At 39.9% G+C, this 16210-nt stretch carries 15 protein-coding genes, 1 pseudogene and 1 riboswitch; all 16 genes and pseudogenes read right to left on the bottom strand.

Going from position 1 to position 16210, the window contains the following annotated elements; genetic code table 11:
- Window positions 1-5: 5 nt before the first annotated feature.
- Window positions 6-587 (bottom strand): DoxX family protein, encoded by a 582-nt coding sequence (locus tag AB4140_RS17720; RefSeq protein WP_372002004.1) that lies wholly within the window; start codon window positions 585-587, stop codon window positions 6-8.
- A gap of 86 nt (window positions 588-673) precedes the next feature.
- Window positions 674-1522: a DUF6279 family lipoprotein gene (locus AB4140_RS17715; RefSeq protein ID WP_102531781.1), complete on the bottom strand. Its 849-nt coding sequence runs from the start codon at window positions 1520-1522 to the stop codon at window positions 674-676.
- 44 nt (window positions 1523-1566) lie between these two features.
- Window positions 1567-2577, bottom strand: a complete 1011-nt coding sequence (locus AB4140_RS17710; protein WP_372002002.1) for a phosphotransferase — start codon at window positions 2575-2577, stop codon at window positions 1567-1569.
- A gap of 14 nt (window positions 2578-2591) precedes the next feature.
- Window positions 2592-3242 (bottom strand): nicotinamide riboside transporter PnuC, encoded by a 651-nt coding sequence (pnuC, locus tag AB4140_RS17705; protein ID WP_102439594.1) that lies wholly within the window; start codon window positions 3240-3242, stop codon window positions 2592-2594.
- Between the two features lie 40 nt (window positions 3243-3282).
- Window positions 3283-3543 (bottom strand): hypothetical protein, encoded by a 261-nt coding sequence (locus AB4140_RS17700; RefSeq protein ID WP_076536145.1) that lies wholly within the window; start codon window positions 3541-3543, stop codon window positions 3283-3285.
- Window positions 3544-3713: 170 nt separating this feature from the next.
- On the bottom strand, window positions 3714-5900 hold the full coding sequence (locus tag AB4140_RS17695) for a TonB-dependent receptor (protein WP_372002000.1): 2187 nt from the start codon (window positions 5898-5900) through the stop codon (window positions 3714-3716).
- 148 nt (window positions 5901-6048) lie between these two features.
- Window positions 6049-6157: riboswitch (TPP riboswitch) on the bottom strand.
- Window positions 6158-6315: 158 nt separating this feature from the next.
- On the bottom strand, window positions 6316-6708 hold the full coding sequence (locus tag AB4140_RS17690; RefSeq protein ID WP_372001998.1) for a YcfL family protein: 393 nt from the start codon (window positions 6706-6708) through the stop codon (window positions 6316-6318).
- Window positions 6709-6793: 85 nt separating this feature from the next.
- On the bottom strand, window positions 6794-7819 hold the full coding sequence (locus tag AB4140_RS17685; protein ID WP_102439591.1) for a PaaI family thioesterase: 1026 nt from the start codon (window positions 7817-7819) through the stop codon (window positions 6794-6796).
- Between the two features lie 10 nt (window positions 7820-7829).
- Window positions 7830-8186 (bottom strand): purine nucleoside phosphoramidase, encoded by a 357-nt coding sequence (hinT, locus tag AB4140_RS17680; protein WP_102439590.1) that lies wholly within the window; start codon window positions 8184-8186, stop codon window positions 7830-7832.
- Between the two features lie 581 nt (window positions 8187-8767).
- Window positions 8768-9619 (bottom strand): CsgG/HfaB family protein, encoded by an 852-nt coding sequence (locus AB4140_RS17675; RefSeq protein ID WP_076536135.1) that lies wholly within the window; start codon window positions 9617-9619, stop codon window positions 8768-8770.
- A gap of 2 nt (window positions 9620-9621) precedes the next feature.
- Window positions 9622-10029 carry a curli assembly protein CsgF gene (locus tag AB4140_RS17670; RefSeq protein WP_102439588.1) on the bottom strand — a complete coding sequence of 136 codons (408 nt, stop codon included), beginning with the start codon at window positions 10027-10029 and terminating at the stop codon, window positions 9622-9624.
- A 15-nt stretch (window positions 10030-10044) separates the two neighbouring features.
- Entirely contained in the window at window positions 10045-10698 is a 654-nt protein-coding gene (locus AB4140_RS17665; RefSeq protein ID WP_241901032.1) for a curli production assembly/transport protein CsgE, read from the bottom strand.
- Window positions 10695-11327: a LuxR C-terminal-related transcriptional regulator gene (locus tag AB4140_RS17660; protein ID WP_102439587.1), complete on the bottom strand. Its 633-nt coding sequence runs from the start codon at window positions 11325-11327 to the stop codon at window positions 10695-10697. Before AB4140_RS17660 ends, AB4140_RS17665 begins: the two co-directional genes overlap by 4 nt.
- A gap of 129 nt (window positions 11328-11456) precedes the next feature.
- Window positions 11457-13040 (bottom strand): beta strand repeat-containing protein, encoded by a 1584-nt coding sequence (locus AB4140_RS17655; RefSeq protein WP_372001995.1) that lies wholly within the window; start codon window positions 13038-13040, stop codon window positions 11457-11459.
- A gap of 33 nt (window positions 13041-13073) precedes the next feature.
- A complete protein-coding gene (locus AB4140_RS17650) occupies window positions 13074-13604 on the bottom strand; it encodes a curlin (RefSeq protein ID WP_303410026.1) in 531 nt (176 codons plus the stop codon).
- 1631 nt (window positions 13605-15235) lie between these two features.
- A pseudogene (locus AB4140_RS17645) lies at window positions 15236-16210 on the bottom strand (hypothetical protein); the annotation flags it as partial.

The following is a 16210-nucleotide window of genomic DNA, read 5'->3' as shown; positions in this document are numbered from 1 at the left end:
AATCGCTAGCTAGCACGCTTGGCAATAAAGTGATCCACGCTGGTATATCGGCCTCCGCCCATAAATAACAGCGCAAGCAACATGATGAAATAGGTTATGGCAAACTCAATACCATTATTTAAAATAACAAAGTTGCCTGAGCTTGTGAGCCATTCGTAATTACCATGTTGCTGTAAAAGTGCTTTAGCCGCAGCAAGCTTTTCAGCAGAAGCGGTGACATTATCGTTAGCAAGCCAGGAACTGGCATCAGCAATGGCCAACCAGCCATTATTAATGTGCACCGCAAACGCCGCAACTAACATGGTTACCATCATAGGGATGGCCACTAAACGTGTAGCTAAGCCTATCAGCAGTAGCGCTCCGCCAAATAATTCGGTGCCGGCAGCTAATGCGGTCATGACTTCAGGCATAGGTATACCTAAACCCCAATCAGGATTACCAAACCAAGCCGCTGTGTCACTAAAATTAGATAACTTGTTATAACCTGCTTGCATTAATACTGGGGCTAAATAAAGTCGCAAAGCCAGTGGTGCTATGCCTTCAATGTGCCTTAATAAACTTAAAAATTGCTGATATAGGTTCACCATGATAATTCCTTAACCTTGCTGCGATAATTACATCATTAGACCTTGGAATAACAAGTTTTATTTCATCTATTTACATCAGCTATAAATTAACGCTCCACATCGTCAGACAGATCTTGTAAATCCTCAATTAACGTGACTATTTTTTTGTTTAAATGACGGCGCTGCTTGCTGGATAAACTGTGATTAATTTCAATCATTAACTGACCAAATAATCGAGTATTTCTATCTGCATTTTGCTGATAGATTGCCGATTTTAATTCATCTGGCTGGGTCATTAATAACCGCATTCTCTGCTCAAGTAAGGCTGTATCATCTCGTTGACTCAGCGCAGTTTCAAACTGACGTAACCATTCAAGTCGATACTCTAGCCACATATCAAGGGTTGCTAAACGCTGTTGATTAAACGCTTTAATTAACACTTCTTGTTCTGCTGTGGTGCTTCCTAACCAATCATCAACCCGATTGATGGTTCTTTTGTTGGCATCGGCGACTAATTCTAGTTGGTTTTTTCCTGCATACTTGGCATTTAATTCATCATTATCAAGTTTAAGCTGAGTAATAATAGATTTAACTTGTTGATCGCTTAAGCTAGTAATAATAGGTAGTAAATCGGGTAGTAAAAATTCAAAAACACGAAACCAATGGGCTTTAGCTGCAGTAACTTGTTGCTCCCAAATTTCAATGGTGAGCGTGTGTTTATTAATATTGTCGGAAAGTTGCTGCAGCTGCTCGCTATAGCGAGCCAATTCTTGCTGTTGATGCCAAAGCAAAAACTTATCTAGCAGCTTATCAAATTGAGCTTGTTGAGATTTATCTAATTCTACATATTCATCAACGCGCCACTCAATGGCCCAGTCGAGAAAGAAGTAACTAAATTTGGTGGAACATCCTGCTAAAAAGATAACAAGTAATATTGGAATTAATGGCTTTTTCAACGGTCATTCTCCCCTACAAACAGCATAAGTTAAGAATAATAGCCTTATGGCACTAAAGATAGGTATTTGTTGAATAAGTTAAAATATTGCTGAGGAGATAATTGCTGGTTAGCTGCCATCATTAAAGCCCAAGCTGCGGCAAATAGCCAAAAGCAATGAGCCATTTCAGCGAGGTAGTCAGTACAATCATGAGTCAAATTCAGCTGATGTTGTAGATATTTTTCCGTCAGTTGTTTTACTTGCTCTTGAGTTAATTGATGCGTCACCACCACGGCGACTAAATCAAACAGCGGATGACTGGCAGCGGAATATTCAAAATCAATACACTTAAGTTGTTTACCATCAAACAGTAAATTATACGGCGACAAATCTCGGTGACAGAACTGCGGCGAAATCACGCAGGTTTCTAGTTGTTCAAGCCAAATAGCCATTTGGGCATATTTACTGGTTAATTTTCGATAAAGCTGCTGCCATGTCACTAACGCCTGAGTTTCATCAGCATCGCCTTTGTTTGCGACGCTTGCATCAGCAATTGAGTTGCCTAAGTCAGATAATGAGTTTACATAAACTTGCCATTGCTGAGTCATGGTAATTTGTTTCGTCGGCAAAGGTAATTTTGATAGCGGGGTTAATAACCCCAGTAGGTGAGCAACAGGGTCTAGCGCCGCAAACACCGACTGCTGTGGGCGCTTGTTATCATAAAAACTAAACTCGGCGACATAATTTGACCATAAGTGATTATTTTCAGGTATAAACTGACTTAGGTAAAAGCGTTTATCATCACTAAGCCAAATTAATTTAGGCGCCCGATTAATGGCTTCAACCAAGCGCCAACTGCTCACTTCGTTGTCTCGTTCACACCACGGGGCATTATCTTGATTAACCCGTAATACCCAATCGCTATCACTTAAGGCTATATGGAAGTTTTGGTTACTTAATCCATCAGATAACACTTTAACCCCATGACAATCTGCTTCAATCTTATCGGCTAATATATTCGGTAATTGGCGTTTAATATCCGCAGGTAGCCATTGCCATGGGTTAAAGTGACTCATTATCTAAATAGCCATTAGCTTGCTAAGGCTGCATCATCTGGTGCATGATTTTGCAGCATTTTTTTACGCCACATAAAGTAACCGCTGACAGCCATAAATAAATACAGGATAAGTAAACCAGAAGTTAGCATTAAACCTTTTTGAAGGTATAAGTAAATTGATAGCGAATTAATCACCATCCAGTAATACCAATTTTCTATTACCTTTTTCGCCACTAGATAAGTAGTCATCACCGCAAAACAGGTTGTTAATGCATCAAGATATGGAAACGAAGCACTTGTATTTGTGGCCATTAAGTAGCCCACAATCAAGGATACACCACTAGTAACGGCAATAATCACTAAGTGTTTGTTTAGAGACCAACTAATAATTGGCAGTTCAGTTTGATGACGACTGTCAGCACCATAGCGCCACAGCCAAAAGCCATAAATCGCCATCGCCATGTAATATACATTTAGCACTGATTCCATCAACAATGACACATTCCAAAACAGCACTGTGTATATGGCAGTACTGGCAAAGGCTGCCGCCCAACACCAAATATTGGTTTTCATGGCTAATATCAAATACGCAATTGCCAGAATCACTGCAACAGCTTCCCAGCCTGTCATTACAGACACTTCAGTAATGGCAATTTGTATTGATTGAACGATCTCAGATAACATAACGTTGGCTACTATTTCATTACTATGATGAATTTTCAGGTTATTCGGTGTGGCTTAAATCAAGCTCGCCACCAATAAATTTACATACAAATACTGCTTTGCCCCATTTTTGATGGGCCGCTTCCATTTCGGTTGCTAGCATGGCCATCACATCTGCGTATTCACCGCACACCTGAGTCGCCATCGCATTGGTTTTACGTTCAATATTAGGGTAGCTATCTACTCGGCCAATAAACCACTTTATCGGGTCTAAATAGTTTTCATTAAATGGATACATGCTGATTTCGGCAGTCAATTTCATGGAAATTCCTTAATCGTGATAAAAATACCGTCATAGTCTATCAAAGTTTAAGGTAAAAAACTTTTCAAAACATGACGGCAATTTAGTGTTAAGTATTGTTATTATTAAATAAATCAACTGTAACCCAACAGGTTAACAGCCCCCTTTAATTAACATAGTTTGCAGTCAAGCTACATAAACTTGACGTTTAAGGTAATACCTAGCTGACGTGGATCGCCGAAACGTACATATTGCTTATCGGCCCAATCTAAGTCTGGTTCATTACCAAAGTAGAAGCCTCTGGTGCCATATTGCTCGTCAAATAAGTTGCGGCCCCATAAATACGCTGACCACATTTGTGTTTCATAACCCACTCGAGCATTGAAAATAGTATAAGCGTCTGACTTTGATTCGTTACTATCAGAGTAGTAAAAATCACTTTTACCGCTAGCATTTAAATTGGTAAACCAGCCAGAATCACTGACATAGCTCATGCCTGCGCTATAAGTAAATTTTGGCGCATGGGCTTGCTCTCGACCTGTTAAATCTACGACATTGCCATATTTATCCTTGTATTGATAATCACCATAGGTGGCTTCTAACCAACCTGCACTACCGTAGAATTGAATGTTATCGGTGGCATAGTAGGTAAAGTCGATTTCGGCGCCGTAGTTTTCAGCACTACCTGCATTTTCGGTAAATAGAATGAAGCGCTGCTGATCATCAGGGTCTTGTTGTGATGCCGCCACTTGCTGATCGCGTCGATCCATATAGAAGAATGCCAAGTTGGTATCTAATTGACCTTGTAACCACGAAGATTTGAGCCCTAACTCGTAGTTATATAAGATTTCAGTATCAAACTCTTTTTTATCGGCTAATTCAGCTGGCAAACTCATGTTAAAGCCACCCGCTTTGTAACCGCGAGCAATACGCAGATAGGTATTATGGTCTTGGTTTATGGGTTTAGATAGCGCTAAATGACCACCCCACATGTTTTCGCTAGGTGAGAATTTATCACCATTACTGTCTGAATATTCACTTTCTCGGCGCTCTAAACGAACCCCAGCTGAAAATACATAACCATTACTAAACTGGGTATCGGTTTGAGCAAAAATAGCATAGTTGGTCGCTTCATATTCCGATTGCAGCACTTCATCTGGCCAGCCATTGTATTCAGAATATAAGTCATTATCCTCTTGAAGGTTCATGCCATATAAGCCCATTAACCAATCAGTCGAATCGTTAAAAATTCGGCCAGCTTCGTTTGAGCTGATACGAAGTTCCTGTGACACGGTTTTACGCTCACCCTGTTTATCCCAGGTGTAATCATAAACACATGGCTCAGTCCCAATCACGTTCCAGTCATCATCATAAATGCTGCATTGTTTCGAATCCCAGTAATCAGGGTTGGCCCAATCGCCGTCATAATTATGGTGATGATCGGTTTGTGCAAATGAAGTTAACGAGGTGAGTTCGAACTTTTCAAAACTGCTGAATGTGCCTTTTAAGCCAGCACCAGTGGTCTTTTGCGCATCAACACCAGGCTTATCGGTAATAGTTTCAAAGCCATTATTATCTAACGTCCAGGCATCATAGCCATTATCAAAATTAGCATGTAAAAAGGTTAAATCCAGTTGCACATCATCTGCAGCATACCAACGCAATTTAGCACGGGCAGTGAATTCATCACGGCCATTGGTATCTTCACGTTCAAGGTAAGTATTGTCGCGGTAGCCATTTTGTGAATGCTGCTCTAAAGACACCCGATAAAGTAGCTTACCAGAGTCAGTTATTGGGCCAGAGCTAAAACCGGAGAAGGTTTGTAAGTCATCGTCCCCAAGAGAGACTTGTGCGCCATGTTCAAACACATCGGTGGGATCGTTACTTTTAAGGTATATAAGACCCGCTAACGCATTGGCACCATATTGTGTACCTTGTGGGCCACGAAGAACTTCAACCTGTTGTATATCGTACATGCTCGACACCATGCCGATCCCAGATAAATCGATATCATCAACAATGAAGCCAACAGAAGAATTTGGCGCGCCTTGATATTCTTCTTGCTCACCCACACCACGAATTTGGAAATACTTTGGCCGAGAGCTGCCGCCAGACCAGTTAAAATTAGCAATAGAGTTTAATACATCTTCAAAATGTTGAGCGCCCTCATCTTGCAATTGTTGGCTATCGATGACGGTAACACTGGATGGCACTTTTTCTAGCGCTATATTACTAAAGTCAGCGTTAACCACTATGACTTCCATTTTTTCAGCAGCGGGCGCCACGCGTTCAACATTTTCTGTTTGAGCGACAACGGAAGTGGATAAAACGGCAAGAATGGCAATCGCTAGTGGCGATTTAGATTTTATTACAGACATAGGACCTCAAATTATAATTTTGAGATCCGGCAAGCATAGTGAATTAGTTATGTGCATCCATGACTGTCATTACAATTATCAGTTATTAAATTGGTGTCGTTTTTCGTTTACGACTTGGTTTATGACTGAGTTAATGACTAACATTTACGGCAAAGCATGCAGCCTATTCCTACGCCGGTATGAGCCGGATCAGGTTCTAAGGGTTTGTCTTTAGACATCTCAGTTTATCAACACGATAAACACCCCTTGGCGCGGCGGATTATAAACTATCCTTTATCTGTGCAACAGCACTAACAGGCACTTTTTATTAACTATTTAAGTACAAAAAATTATCACATAGATATTTTTATGATTAGCTAAGCCTATAAAACAAAAAACACGCAATTAAGCGTGTTTTATATTTTAAAAGATACACTTAGTTAGAGAATGCTTCTCTTACATATACTTCAAAACGGCTTGCATTGGCATTAGGGGCAACGGCGCTAACCTGCATTTGTTGTTTGCCATGTAGCTTTAATGACTTCCAGCTGCTTGCTTCATCTTCAATGGTAAAGCCACCAACATCAAACCAAGTAAACTTATATTGCAGCCTTAAATCCGTTGACACCTTGCTAATGATTAATGCAGAACCTTGCAATAAATCCGCTTGCGTTCTGACATTGACTTGCTCAACAGCGACTTTACTCGCAAAAGAATTATTATCAACTCTCACTTCGCTATTAGAGCTAACCATGACTCCCGCGGTATGATTAGCACAGGCTGATAGCATTAACGCTAGCGATATCATTATTACTCTTAATGTCATCATTAATTCCTTTTTTTAAGTATTAAAAATAAATGGTCGGCTCAGTGTCAAACAGCTTGCTCATCTATGCATCAACTGTGTGTTACTTCTACTGATCAAGCAAGAAATGCGCTCTCGCAGTAGCAATTAGCTGCTTACGATTTTTCTGCCAGCAATTAATGCTAACATTAGCAACTCGGCGTCCTTGACGAGTAATTTTACATTCAGCAAACGTATCTTGATGTAAACCCGCACGTAAATAATCAATTGAAAAATCGATAATTTTTGGCACTTTCTTAGCTTGCATAAATACCATTAACTGCACAATCGCCGACATTTCCATAAAGCCAGCAATAACCCCGCCATGTATGGCTGGCAGAATAGGATTACCAATGTTGTCATCTTTAGTTGGCAGCTTAAATACCATTTCATCACCAAAGCGATCAACACTCATCCCGATAAATTGGGTATAAGGGACTTTCTCTAATAAATAACTATAGTCATTTAAATCAATGGCCCGCTTAACCACATCATGAACATTAATATCGCCCACAGTTAAACTGGCATTGCCTGCCTGCATAACTTCAACACTTTGAGTATCAGGCTGGTTATTAGCAGCTGAATTGACTGCACTTGCTTCATCAGCGCAGCCCATCAAAGCTTGTCTAAACTCTTCACCCACCATTTCTGGACTAATACGCATAAATGAGCCAACAGCATGCGCAATAGGATCATCAATACTGTCTTGATAAGCAATCGCACGGGTAAACGCCACATTGGCCGACAAACGATAACATTCTGCAAATGCATACAGCGGTTTGTTTGGCTCAGCCGGTTTCATGTAGTCAACCCGTAAATCTAAGGTTGGCGATATTTCTAAGGATTTATACTTCTCTAAAATAGCGCATACAACAGAAGTGCCGGATGCGGTATCAATGATCGTAGTCACCACACCGCCGTGTATCACCCCAGTATCTGGGTCACCAATGATATCTTGGCTATAAGGCAACTCCAGTAATACGTGATGTTCACTGGCTTCTAACGCACTAATATTCAATCGACGGCAATGGGCAAGCTGATTAACAAATCGGCTTGCTACGCCGGTTAACGGAAAAAAATCACTGTTTATTTTCATGTTATTAGTATTAATCCAACCGACTTAGCATTGGCCCAAGTGACTTACCGCCAAGTAGATGCATATGGATATGGTAAACCTCTTGGCCACCGTGTTTATTACAGTTCATGATTAAGCGGTAACCATCTTGTGCAATACCCGCTTCATCAGCCAGCTTTGCCGCAACTGTCATCATTCGCCCTAATGCCAGTTCGTCAGATGCTTTTACATCATTGGCTGTGGGGATCAAATGGTTTGGAATAATCAGAATATGTGTTGGTGCCTGTGGGTTTATATCGCGAAAAGCGGTGACGAGCTCATCCTGAAACAAAATGTCGGCAGGAATTTCTCGGCGTATAATTTTACTGAAAATGGTTTCTTCAGCCATGATTGATCATCCTTTTGGTTATTATAATCGAAGTAGTGAAAATCATTGTTGAATGCGCTAATCAAGCAGCCAACTAAGCGCTTGCTTAACTATATAATAGCTACTGCTGCATTTGTCACTTAAGCCAAGCAAGTTTAACACTTTGCTATTAATCACTGTTGAATGTTGTTGGCACTATCAAGCCAATTTTGACAGCTCGATTAACTATAGCAACGCTCACTTACTTAGAGTTTATCTAGGCATTATCACATCATTGTTATCAATGCTAAAGGGGATTTATTTGAAGTATCCCCAGCAATTAACATTGAAGTCGCTAAAAAAAGCGCTATATTTCTTGGTGGTTACCTTTAAACCTTATGCAATTAGACTTCTTTGGCATCTTTTTGATCACCACATAATGAAAGCTTGGATTAACTTAACCATAATGAAAGCTAAGTTGCTTATGTGGTTATCGCCTTAAGGGCTGCTTCTGTGTATCTAGAAGTTTACCCCCAGAAAACATAAAAGGCGCCATTGGCACCTTTATCGTGATTGAAACATAAGGGACTGTTAATTAGGGGCTATTTATTCAGGACGGATAATTAGCCACGCTTAATTCTGGCACTGACTTGCGCTTCTTTATGGGCTTCTAACCAATACTTTTGCAAGGTAGTATTTTGCAAACCTGTAGTGGCATCCCCTAGCCTCCAAGCCCCTTTCCAAATGCCATCGGCAATAAGATGCACAACAGCGCTCTCAATGGCTGCGACTACGCATAAACTCACAGGCTCATTGGAAGTATAACCCGCTTCAGCCTCTAACAAATCTTGTGCATCAATAAACTTAAATACACCTGCGGTAATTTCTTTTGATATCACCGATTTGGTGGTGGTAACACTACTGAGTAATCGGCCAGTTCGAATATCCACAGCGCGTAAATTAACGGTAATGCTATCGACTCGGTATTGACCTGAAGCGCCAATGCCTAAATACCGTGCTCCAGCACCGCCCGTTTTAATATTTGTGTCATAGGCAACAATGCCACCTTCCATTAATACCTGCGCACTATTAAGTTGCGGTAATTTACTGGCATCACCTTTAAGTCCTGCCCGTAAAATTTTACGTTCTGTTAATAGGTTTTGCAGTCCTTCACGCTCAACGGGTATAAACCATGCTGAATCATTAAGTGACTGGGCTAAAAATGCCGTACCGGATTGTGGCACTGCCGTTGAAAAGTTACTTGATGGAATGGGCTTGTATTGTCCTGTTTGATCGCGAAAATCATATACTGCAGCAACCATCGCACCTTGTGGAAAAGGTAAACTGGTTAGATCGTAATAAGTTTCACCTTTAGGCATTAAACTTGAAGTGGCATCTATATTTTCAAATTCTTCATCAATTGATGAGCAAGCTGTTAAAGATAGTAGGCACAAGCTAATAATTAATTTTTTCATTATTAACCCCCGACACTGTCATCAACAATACCGCCAACTTCAATAATGGTGGTTTCACCGGTTAATACGTCGGTAATATGAACAATCAATGAGCCGTCTTCATTAACGACATTAATTTCAAAATCATCAGTTAATAGATAACCTTCCCCCCCATTGGCGGCATCATTAAAAAGTTGGCTCATCAACCGAGACTGTAACGAACTTGAGAGACGTTCTAATGCTGTTGGGGCCACATAACCTGAGCCACCACTACTTTCATGGTCATTTTGCGCAGCTGCATTAGCCAGTAGATATGAGCCATTTAAATAGCTGCCACCAAAGGCTGGGTTTACTGGTTGATAAATAAGTTGAGTGGCAAAGCAATCAACTGAAAGAATGAGCAATATTGAAGTAAATGTTATTTTTTTCATTTTGGCTTTCCATGCTTAGAATTCGTCAGGTGCGAGATCTGGGTCAAACAACGCTCCTAAAACGGCTTGTTCATTTTGCTTAACTACCGCAGAGTTAACGCGTTTAGCGGCATAATTGGCTTGGTCATCTATATTCCGACTAATAGGCGACACAAAAGTCACAAAAACGGTTTTTCTGTTTTGTTGTATTAATATTTTGCTACCACTTCTTGCTGTAGCTTGTTCAATAACGGTGAGCCCGGTATGTTTAGACTCGCCACCAATATCTCTGTATGCCGCGACAAATTCACGGTAAAAGCGATGGCCGAGTCGGGTCATCGCACGGTTTAAGATTAACCCATCAATTAAATCAGCTTCATCCTTAGGGACGGCATCATTAATATTAATAGGCTTAGTTTTGGGAGCTTTTTGAATATTCTTATCTGTCGCTGACGTTGTTGGCTCTTTGGCATTCTTAAGCTTTTCTGCGTGGCTTTGATCTATTGGCGGTTTATTTTTAGTGCTGATTTGCTTTAAAGAAGGTTCAGTCACTAAAGTTGATTTAATATCTAGTGTTGACTCTGTAGATAACCTTGATTCAGTAACTAAAGGTTTTGTTACTGAATTACCAGCGGCAATGACATGACTTGAAAAGATGAACAGAAAAAACATCAATAAGATGCTTTTCATACTCTAACCTCATGCATGTGAGTCTGTGCCCAAGCTATTGCTTGACCGCGACTGGATACCCCAATTTTTCTGAAAGCGCGATATAAATGAGTTTTAATTGTACTCTCGCTGACAAACAATTGATTGGCGATATCCAAATTTGTACTGCCAGCCAGTAACGCTTGAAGTACTTCTCTTTCACGTATGGTTAAATGCTCACTATCATCGTCAGCTTCATCACCAGTGACTGATTTATGTAAATCATGGGGTATAATGCTGCGACCTTTAAGTATTTCGTTAAATCCACTGCTAATAGCGGTAAGTTCAGCATCACTGTAAAATACACCAAACGTTGTAGCTGGGTGGATCAAAAATTTTGCATCAACTTGTTTGGGGAAATTAATAAATACCGTTTTCACCGAGCTGTGTTCGCGTTCGATTAAACGCTGTAATTGATAAGCTTGTTGTAAATCTATGGTAGCTAAATCAAACACCACTAAAGAGATTTCATGTGAATTTAATTTAGTACTCATAGTTGCTGGAGTTGCTTTAGCTAGCTTGACCAAAAACTCTTGGGGCCAACGACAATCAAGTAGGTCAACAAGCAATTGCGAACGAGAAACGATCATCCAATTGATAACTTTAAACATCACCCTTCACTCCATGTTATTACTTAAACAAACCTGTAGAAATTGTATAAAGTCAGGTTAGCAAGCCAACCTGACATATACTATTAGCCAAAAGAGTGTTTAAATTATTTTAAATATACTTTTGTACTATTAAGGCATCATCACTGCGCCTTGATTAATGGTCACAGAGTTACCATTACCAAAGGTGTTTACTGACGAATTATTACCCATATCAGTTTGTGTTACTGCAATAACATTTGTACTGCCACTGATATAAACATCAGCAAAGTGCTCTGTGCCCGTTTGGCTAATATCAAGGTCATTAGTTGAACCAAACCAAGACTCTCCAATAGCTTCGTTCAAGCTGCCTACCTGTACAATATCAACCATTGAGCCAGTACTTGCACCGTCGGCATAAGCGCTATTATCATCACCAGTTTGCGTCACATTGACAACATTATTGCTTCCCCATGCACCCGCACCAAAACCGGTCCCATAAGAATTAGTTGCATTGTCGTTATCAGTCACAGAGTTTCTATTACCGGTTTGAGTAATAGTAATAGTGTTGTTGGCGTTATATCCTGTTTTTGCACCAGCATAGTTATCATCACCAGTTTGGTATACAGATACTGTATTTGTTACGCTATCAGGCAATTGAGTAACCAATGCCTCGTTTGAAATACCTGCTTGAACAACAGTTGCAGTATCACCGCTACCAGCTTGATTGACTGTCGCTAAGTTACTCATATCGCTTTGGGTAACCGTGGCAGTATTATTGGCATTACTTTGATTAACAAATGCCATTTGACCGTCACCAGACTGAGTTACGGTTGTAGTTTGGTTAAAGTCTGATTGCTCCACAGTAGCTTGACCATTAACACCACTTTGCATCACAGTAGCCAAACCGCTATCACCAGACTGGTTAACATCAGCCTCATTATTCAAATTAGATTGAGTAACAAATGCCTCGTTACCATTGCCCATTTGCATCACTGCAGCATCATTCGACAAGCCTGTTTGTACAATATCTGCCCAGTTATTATCGCCAGATTGATCAATTACCGCGACTGTCTCTTCCAAAGCATTATCTGTTAGCGTATTTGTTTGCTGAAATATGCTACCTGTATTGCCAGCTCCAGCCTGCGATATGGTCGCTTCTGCACCATCTGAATTATCCTGCTCAATGTAGGCATCATTACCAGTGCCAACAGACTGATTAATGGTGGCATCGGCAAAGTCAGACACATAATTGTTAATTTCTGCAGTATCACCATCACCTAACTGATTGATGGTCGATGATGCGCCATCGGCATTTTCTTGCGTAATAGTTGCAATATTACTGTCACCCACTTGATTTACTGCCGCTTCTGCAGCTTGGGCATTGTAATATTTCTGCACTATATTCGCTTTATTCAAACTACCTTCAGTATCAATAGTCGCTGATGCTGTAGCGGTTGAATTATGCTGAGAGATTGCCCCTTCATTCCCATTACCCACTTGAGTAATAAAAGCTGCAGTATTTGAAGTATCAGCTTGAGTCACTTCTGCAGAATTCTCATCACCAGATTGTGATACTGTTGCTGCATTTGACTCGCTATTGACTTGCTGCGTAATCATGACAGAATTATCATTACCAACTTGGTCCACAGTTGCCATGTTACCATCACTAGCATGCGCACTAGTTGAAGCAAATAGTACAGCTGAAATTAATAAAGCTAATTTTGAATGTTTCATTATTGTCTTTCCCTATACGTTTAGTTAGATAAATTATCTTTGGGTGATCACAACATCTTGTGAGTTTCCCCATTGAAGTACACCCACTGCGTTTCCAGACCCGTGCTGCTGGATCTCTATCGAATTGTCGTAACCACTTTGCTTAATTAAAGCTAGGTTCCCAGTTCCTGTTTGCATCACATCGAGGTATAAATTTTCTCCGCGTTGCAACGAAACAACCGCATTTCCAAAACCCATCTGCAAGATTTCAGCCTCAATATTGGCACCAGACTGCCTAAGGCCTGCAATATGATGCGAGCCTTGCTGATTAACATTTATTGAATTATTAAAACCGAATTGTTGAGATTGAAAACGATTAGCGCTACCAGACTGATATAAGCTTAATGAACTATCACTGCCATCTTGTGAAACTAGAGCTAAATTAGCCCCACTGGCAAGTTCATCAAAATCACTTAAATCAGACTGACTGAAAGTAGGAAAAGAAGCTAGACAGACGACAAAGGCAAATGAAATTGCTAGTATCTTAGTTAAGCGATGTAAATACTTACTTTTTAATACGTCCATGCTTTCTGCCTTTAACATACTGAAAGGAGATTTCCTTTCACATTTTCAGTGTGTAAAGTATTGATGATTAATATTTATTCTGAATCCTCCTCGAGTATTAAAACTGCATAGACTAATAGGTAAAAAATCATCGCCCCCCCTACTTTAGTACTATTCCTTAAATCGAAATATCAACATTTATAATTGAATTAATGAGTAAATACATGTAGTTAAACCCAACTTCACATTGAAGATTTTGTACTTTCTTTGGGGTTGTATGTGCTAAAATTGCAATTAAAATTAAAAAAACATGGAAACTGACATAAACAATGTGAGAATTATTCGTTTTGAATTAGATTTAATGAAGATTTTTTGGTGTATTTAATGAAGATTAAAATAAAAGGCTCGAAATAATAAATTTAACTAACAATATAAATACTTTCTACTCAATACATTTTTACAGCCTTATAAAACATAGAAATGACAACGGCTCTACTCTCAATTAATGTCATTTTTAAATTCATCAATAATAATTAAACTTTAGAAAGCAAAGTAATACTAAAAAACAATTCTCATAATTTAATTAATAACGCACTAAATATCGCTATTTGGATAATTTCCACTGAATTTCATGAGCCATTTATTGGGATGTGTAAAATATGCCTCAGCCGCGATTGTCTACTGCTGATATTGTTATCGCTAGCGCCATAGTGACTTGTATCTGCAATACTGACTGTGCAGTGATGGCTTATCTATGCTATCGCTGTATTATTTCTGGCGTTATCAATATTCGCAGAACCGCAGCCTTAAGCCTCATCCATTGCGACCAGGTTTCTACGGGGTTACGGCGACCTCTTAGCCCTGAGCTTTTTCGCCATCAGATTAAGGCCTAAGCTCGATTATTATCCTCTAATTTAATCAATAATAATGACGCTATACAAATAGAGCGCTAGGCTGACCAGCATCGATCTGATTTGATAAACCGACTTGATAAACAGGCTAATAAACAGGCTGATAAACAGGCTGATAAACAGAAATAATCCCCTTGAAACCAAACTGATCTACATATGTGCCATTACCAGCTTATTTCTGGAAAATATCAGCCAAATGGCCCATTTAAATTTGATTAATCCATGTAAAAGGGGGGATGCTGAAAGGACGCGATGAAAAAATTTATCAATAATAAGCATCATTACGGGCTTCACAAGCCTGATTTATTGTCGCGCTAGCAATATACATTTCAGCTTGAAAACTATCGAGCACTGATTGATCGCAGCTAACGCTCCATTAGCACTTTTCTAGCGGATTTTGCTATATGGCTAGCTTTCGATAGATTTACCGTTGGCGTTTATTAGCGCAAGTGCATTTACGCTACAGAGTTACTGATATATTGCAGCGGGGTTTTTACCATCCTTTTGTGTGATGGTTGCCGAAGAACCTAAGTACCTTGCTGGACAATATCTGCAGTGTTTAAGAACCATCATGGTCAATTATTACAGTATTGCCTTCACTATTAAGCTGCTCAGCCACTGCTATTTCTTTTATCTGCATTTCAGCTAATGGTATGTACAGCTTCGATCTCTAACATCATTTAAGAGGCTCGAATTAAGAGCGCTTATTAAGAGACTTATGCCTCCTAATAATCGTATGAGCTACATACCAGATCCTTGGTTAATCGTTACAGAGTTACCATTTCCATTTATGCTTACATTTGCATTCTGCGCCATGTCTGTTTGTGTCACCGCGATAATATTCGCATTTCCACTTGCTGATACATGAGCGTAATGTTCATTACCGATTTGGATTATATCGATATCACTACCAACACCTTCACCATAATGAGCAACACCTGACGCTTCATTTAAATCACCAACTTGACTGATATATATGTCAGATTCCCCATATCTTGAAAATGCATGAGCATCATTGCCATTACCGATTTGATCAATAATCGCGCTACTTTCAAGAAAACTTTGAGCGGTACCTGAATTATCATTACCAATTTGAGTCACGCTGGCGATGCCGCCTCGGTCCCAAGAGCCTGCGTACCCTCTATTACCATTACCATGTTGTATAATTAATGACTGACTATTGCGACTTGAATTAGCTGTAGCTTCAGCGGAAATCGCTCGGGCGACATTATTATCACCTAATTGCTCAACCTCTACTGTAAGGCCCGTAGTCACATTAAATTGAAAAAAATCGACCATATTTGAATTACCCACTTGAACAATATTGATGGATTCATTGATACCGACTTGTTCCACTACTGCCGTATTACCCATGCCGACGACAGAACCGCTTTGATTAATTGATACAGTATTGTCCATGTTAGCTTGGGTAACATTGGCTATATTGCTGGCATCATCTTGAATGATTAATGCCGTGTTATTGATCCCAGTTTGTTCGATATCGGTGTGGTTTTCTGTACCCGTTTGAGTGACCACTGCATCTGAAGATAAACCGATTTGGCTAATAAAGGCGTTATGGCGCTCACCGGTTTGGCTTATCACTGCGACGGTATCTTCAGTGACAGAGTCACTTAAATCACCCGTTTGTTGGAAAATTTCTGCTGAATTGTCCATCCCCGCTTGGGTTATGGTGGCTGATGCGCCATCGGAATTATC

The organism is Shewanella sp. 10N.286.51.B2, assembly GCF_041469265.1.
GTDB lineage: Bacteria > Pseudomonadota > Gammaproteobacteria > Enterobacterales > Shewanellaceae > Shewanella.
The sequence above is the reverse complement of the archived record's forward strand: the minus strand, read 5'-3'. Positions and strand labels throughout refer to the sequence as shown.

Bases quoted from the DNA above. Each gene is read 5' to 3' on its own strand.
- pnuC (WP_102439594.1), bottom strand. From the start codon at position 3,242: ATGTTATCTGAGATCGTTCAATCAATACAAATTGCCATTACTGAAGTG.
- AB4140_RS17720 (WP_372002004.1), bottom strand. From the start codon at position 587: ATGGTGAACCTATATCAGCAATTTTTAAGTTTATTAAGGCACATTGAA.
- AB4140_RS17690 (WP_372001998.1), bottom strand. From the start codon at position 6,708: ATGATGACATTAAGAGTAATAATGATATCGCTAGCGTTAATGCTATCA.
- hinT (WP_102439590.1), bottom strand. From the start codon at position 8,186: ATGGCTGAAGAAACCATTTTCAGTAAAATTATACGCCGAGAAATTCCT.
- AB4140_RS17700 (WP_076536145.1), bottom strand. From the start codon at position 3,543: ATGAAATTGACTGCCGAAATCAGCATGTATCCATTTAATGAAAACTAT.
- AB4140_RS17650 (WP_303410026.1), bottom strand. From the start codon at position 13,604: ATGGACGTATTAAAAAGTAAGTATTTACATCGCTTAACTAAGATACTA.
- AB4140_RS17670 (WP_102439588.1), bottom strand. From the start codon at position 10,029: ATGAAAAAAATAACATTTACTTCAATATTGCTCATTCTTTCAGTTGAT.
- AB4140_RS17710 (WP_372002002.1), bottom strand. From the start codon at position 2,577: ATGAGTCACTTTAACCCATGGCAATGGCTACCTGCGGATATTAAACGC.
- AB4140_RS17655 (WP_372001995.1), bottom strand. From the start codon at position 13,040: ATGAAACATTCAAAATTAGCTTTATTAATTTCAGCTGTACTATTTGCT.
- AB4140_RS17665 (WP_241901032.1), bottom strand. From the start codon at position 10,698: ATGAAAAGCATCTTATTGATGTTTTTTCTGTTCATCTTTTCAAGTCAT.
- AB4140_RS17660 (WP_102439587.1), bottom strand. From the start codon at position 11,327: ATGTTTAAAGTTATCAATTGGATGATCGTTTCTCGTTCGCAATTGCTT.
- AB4140_RS17695 (WP_372002000.1), bottom strand. From the start codon at position 5,900: ATGTCTGTAATAAAATCTAAATCGCCACTAGCGATTGCCATTCTTGCC.
- AB4140_RS17685 (WP_102439591.1), bottom strand. From the start codon at position 7,819: ATGAAAATAAACAGTGATTTTTTTCCGTTAACCGGCGTAGCAAGCCGA.
- AB4140_RS17675 (WP_076536135.1), bottom strand. From the start codon at position 9,619: ATGAAAAAATTAATTATTAGCTTGTGCCTACTATCTTTAACAGCTTGC.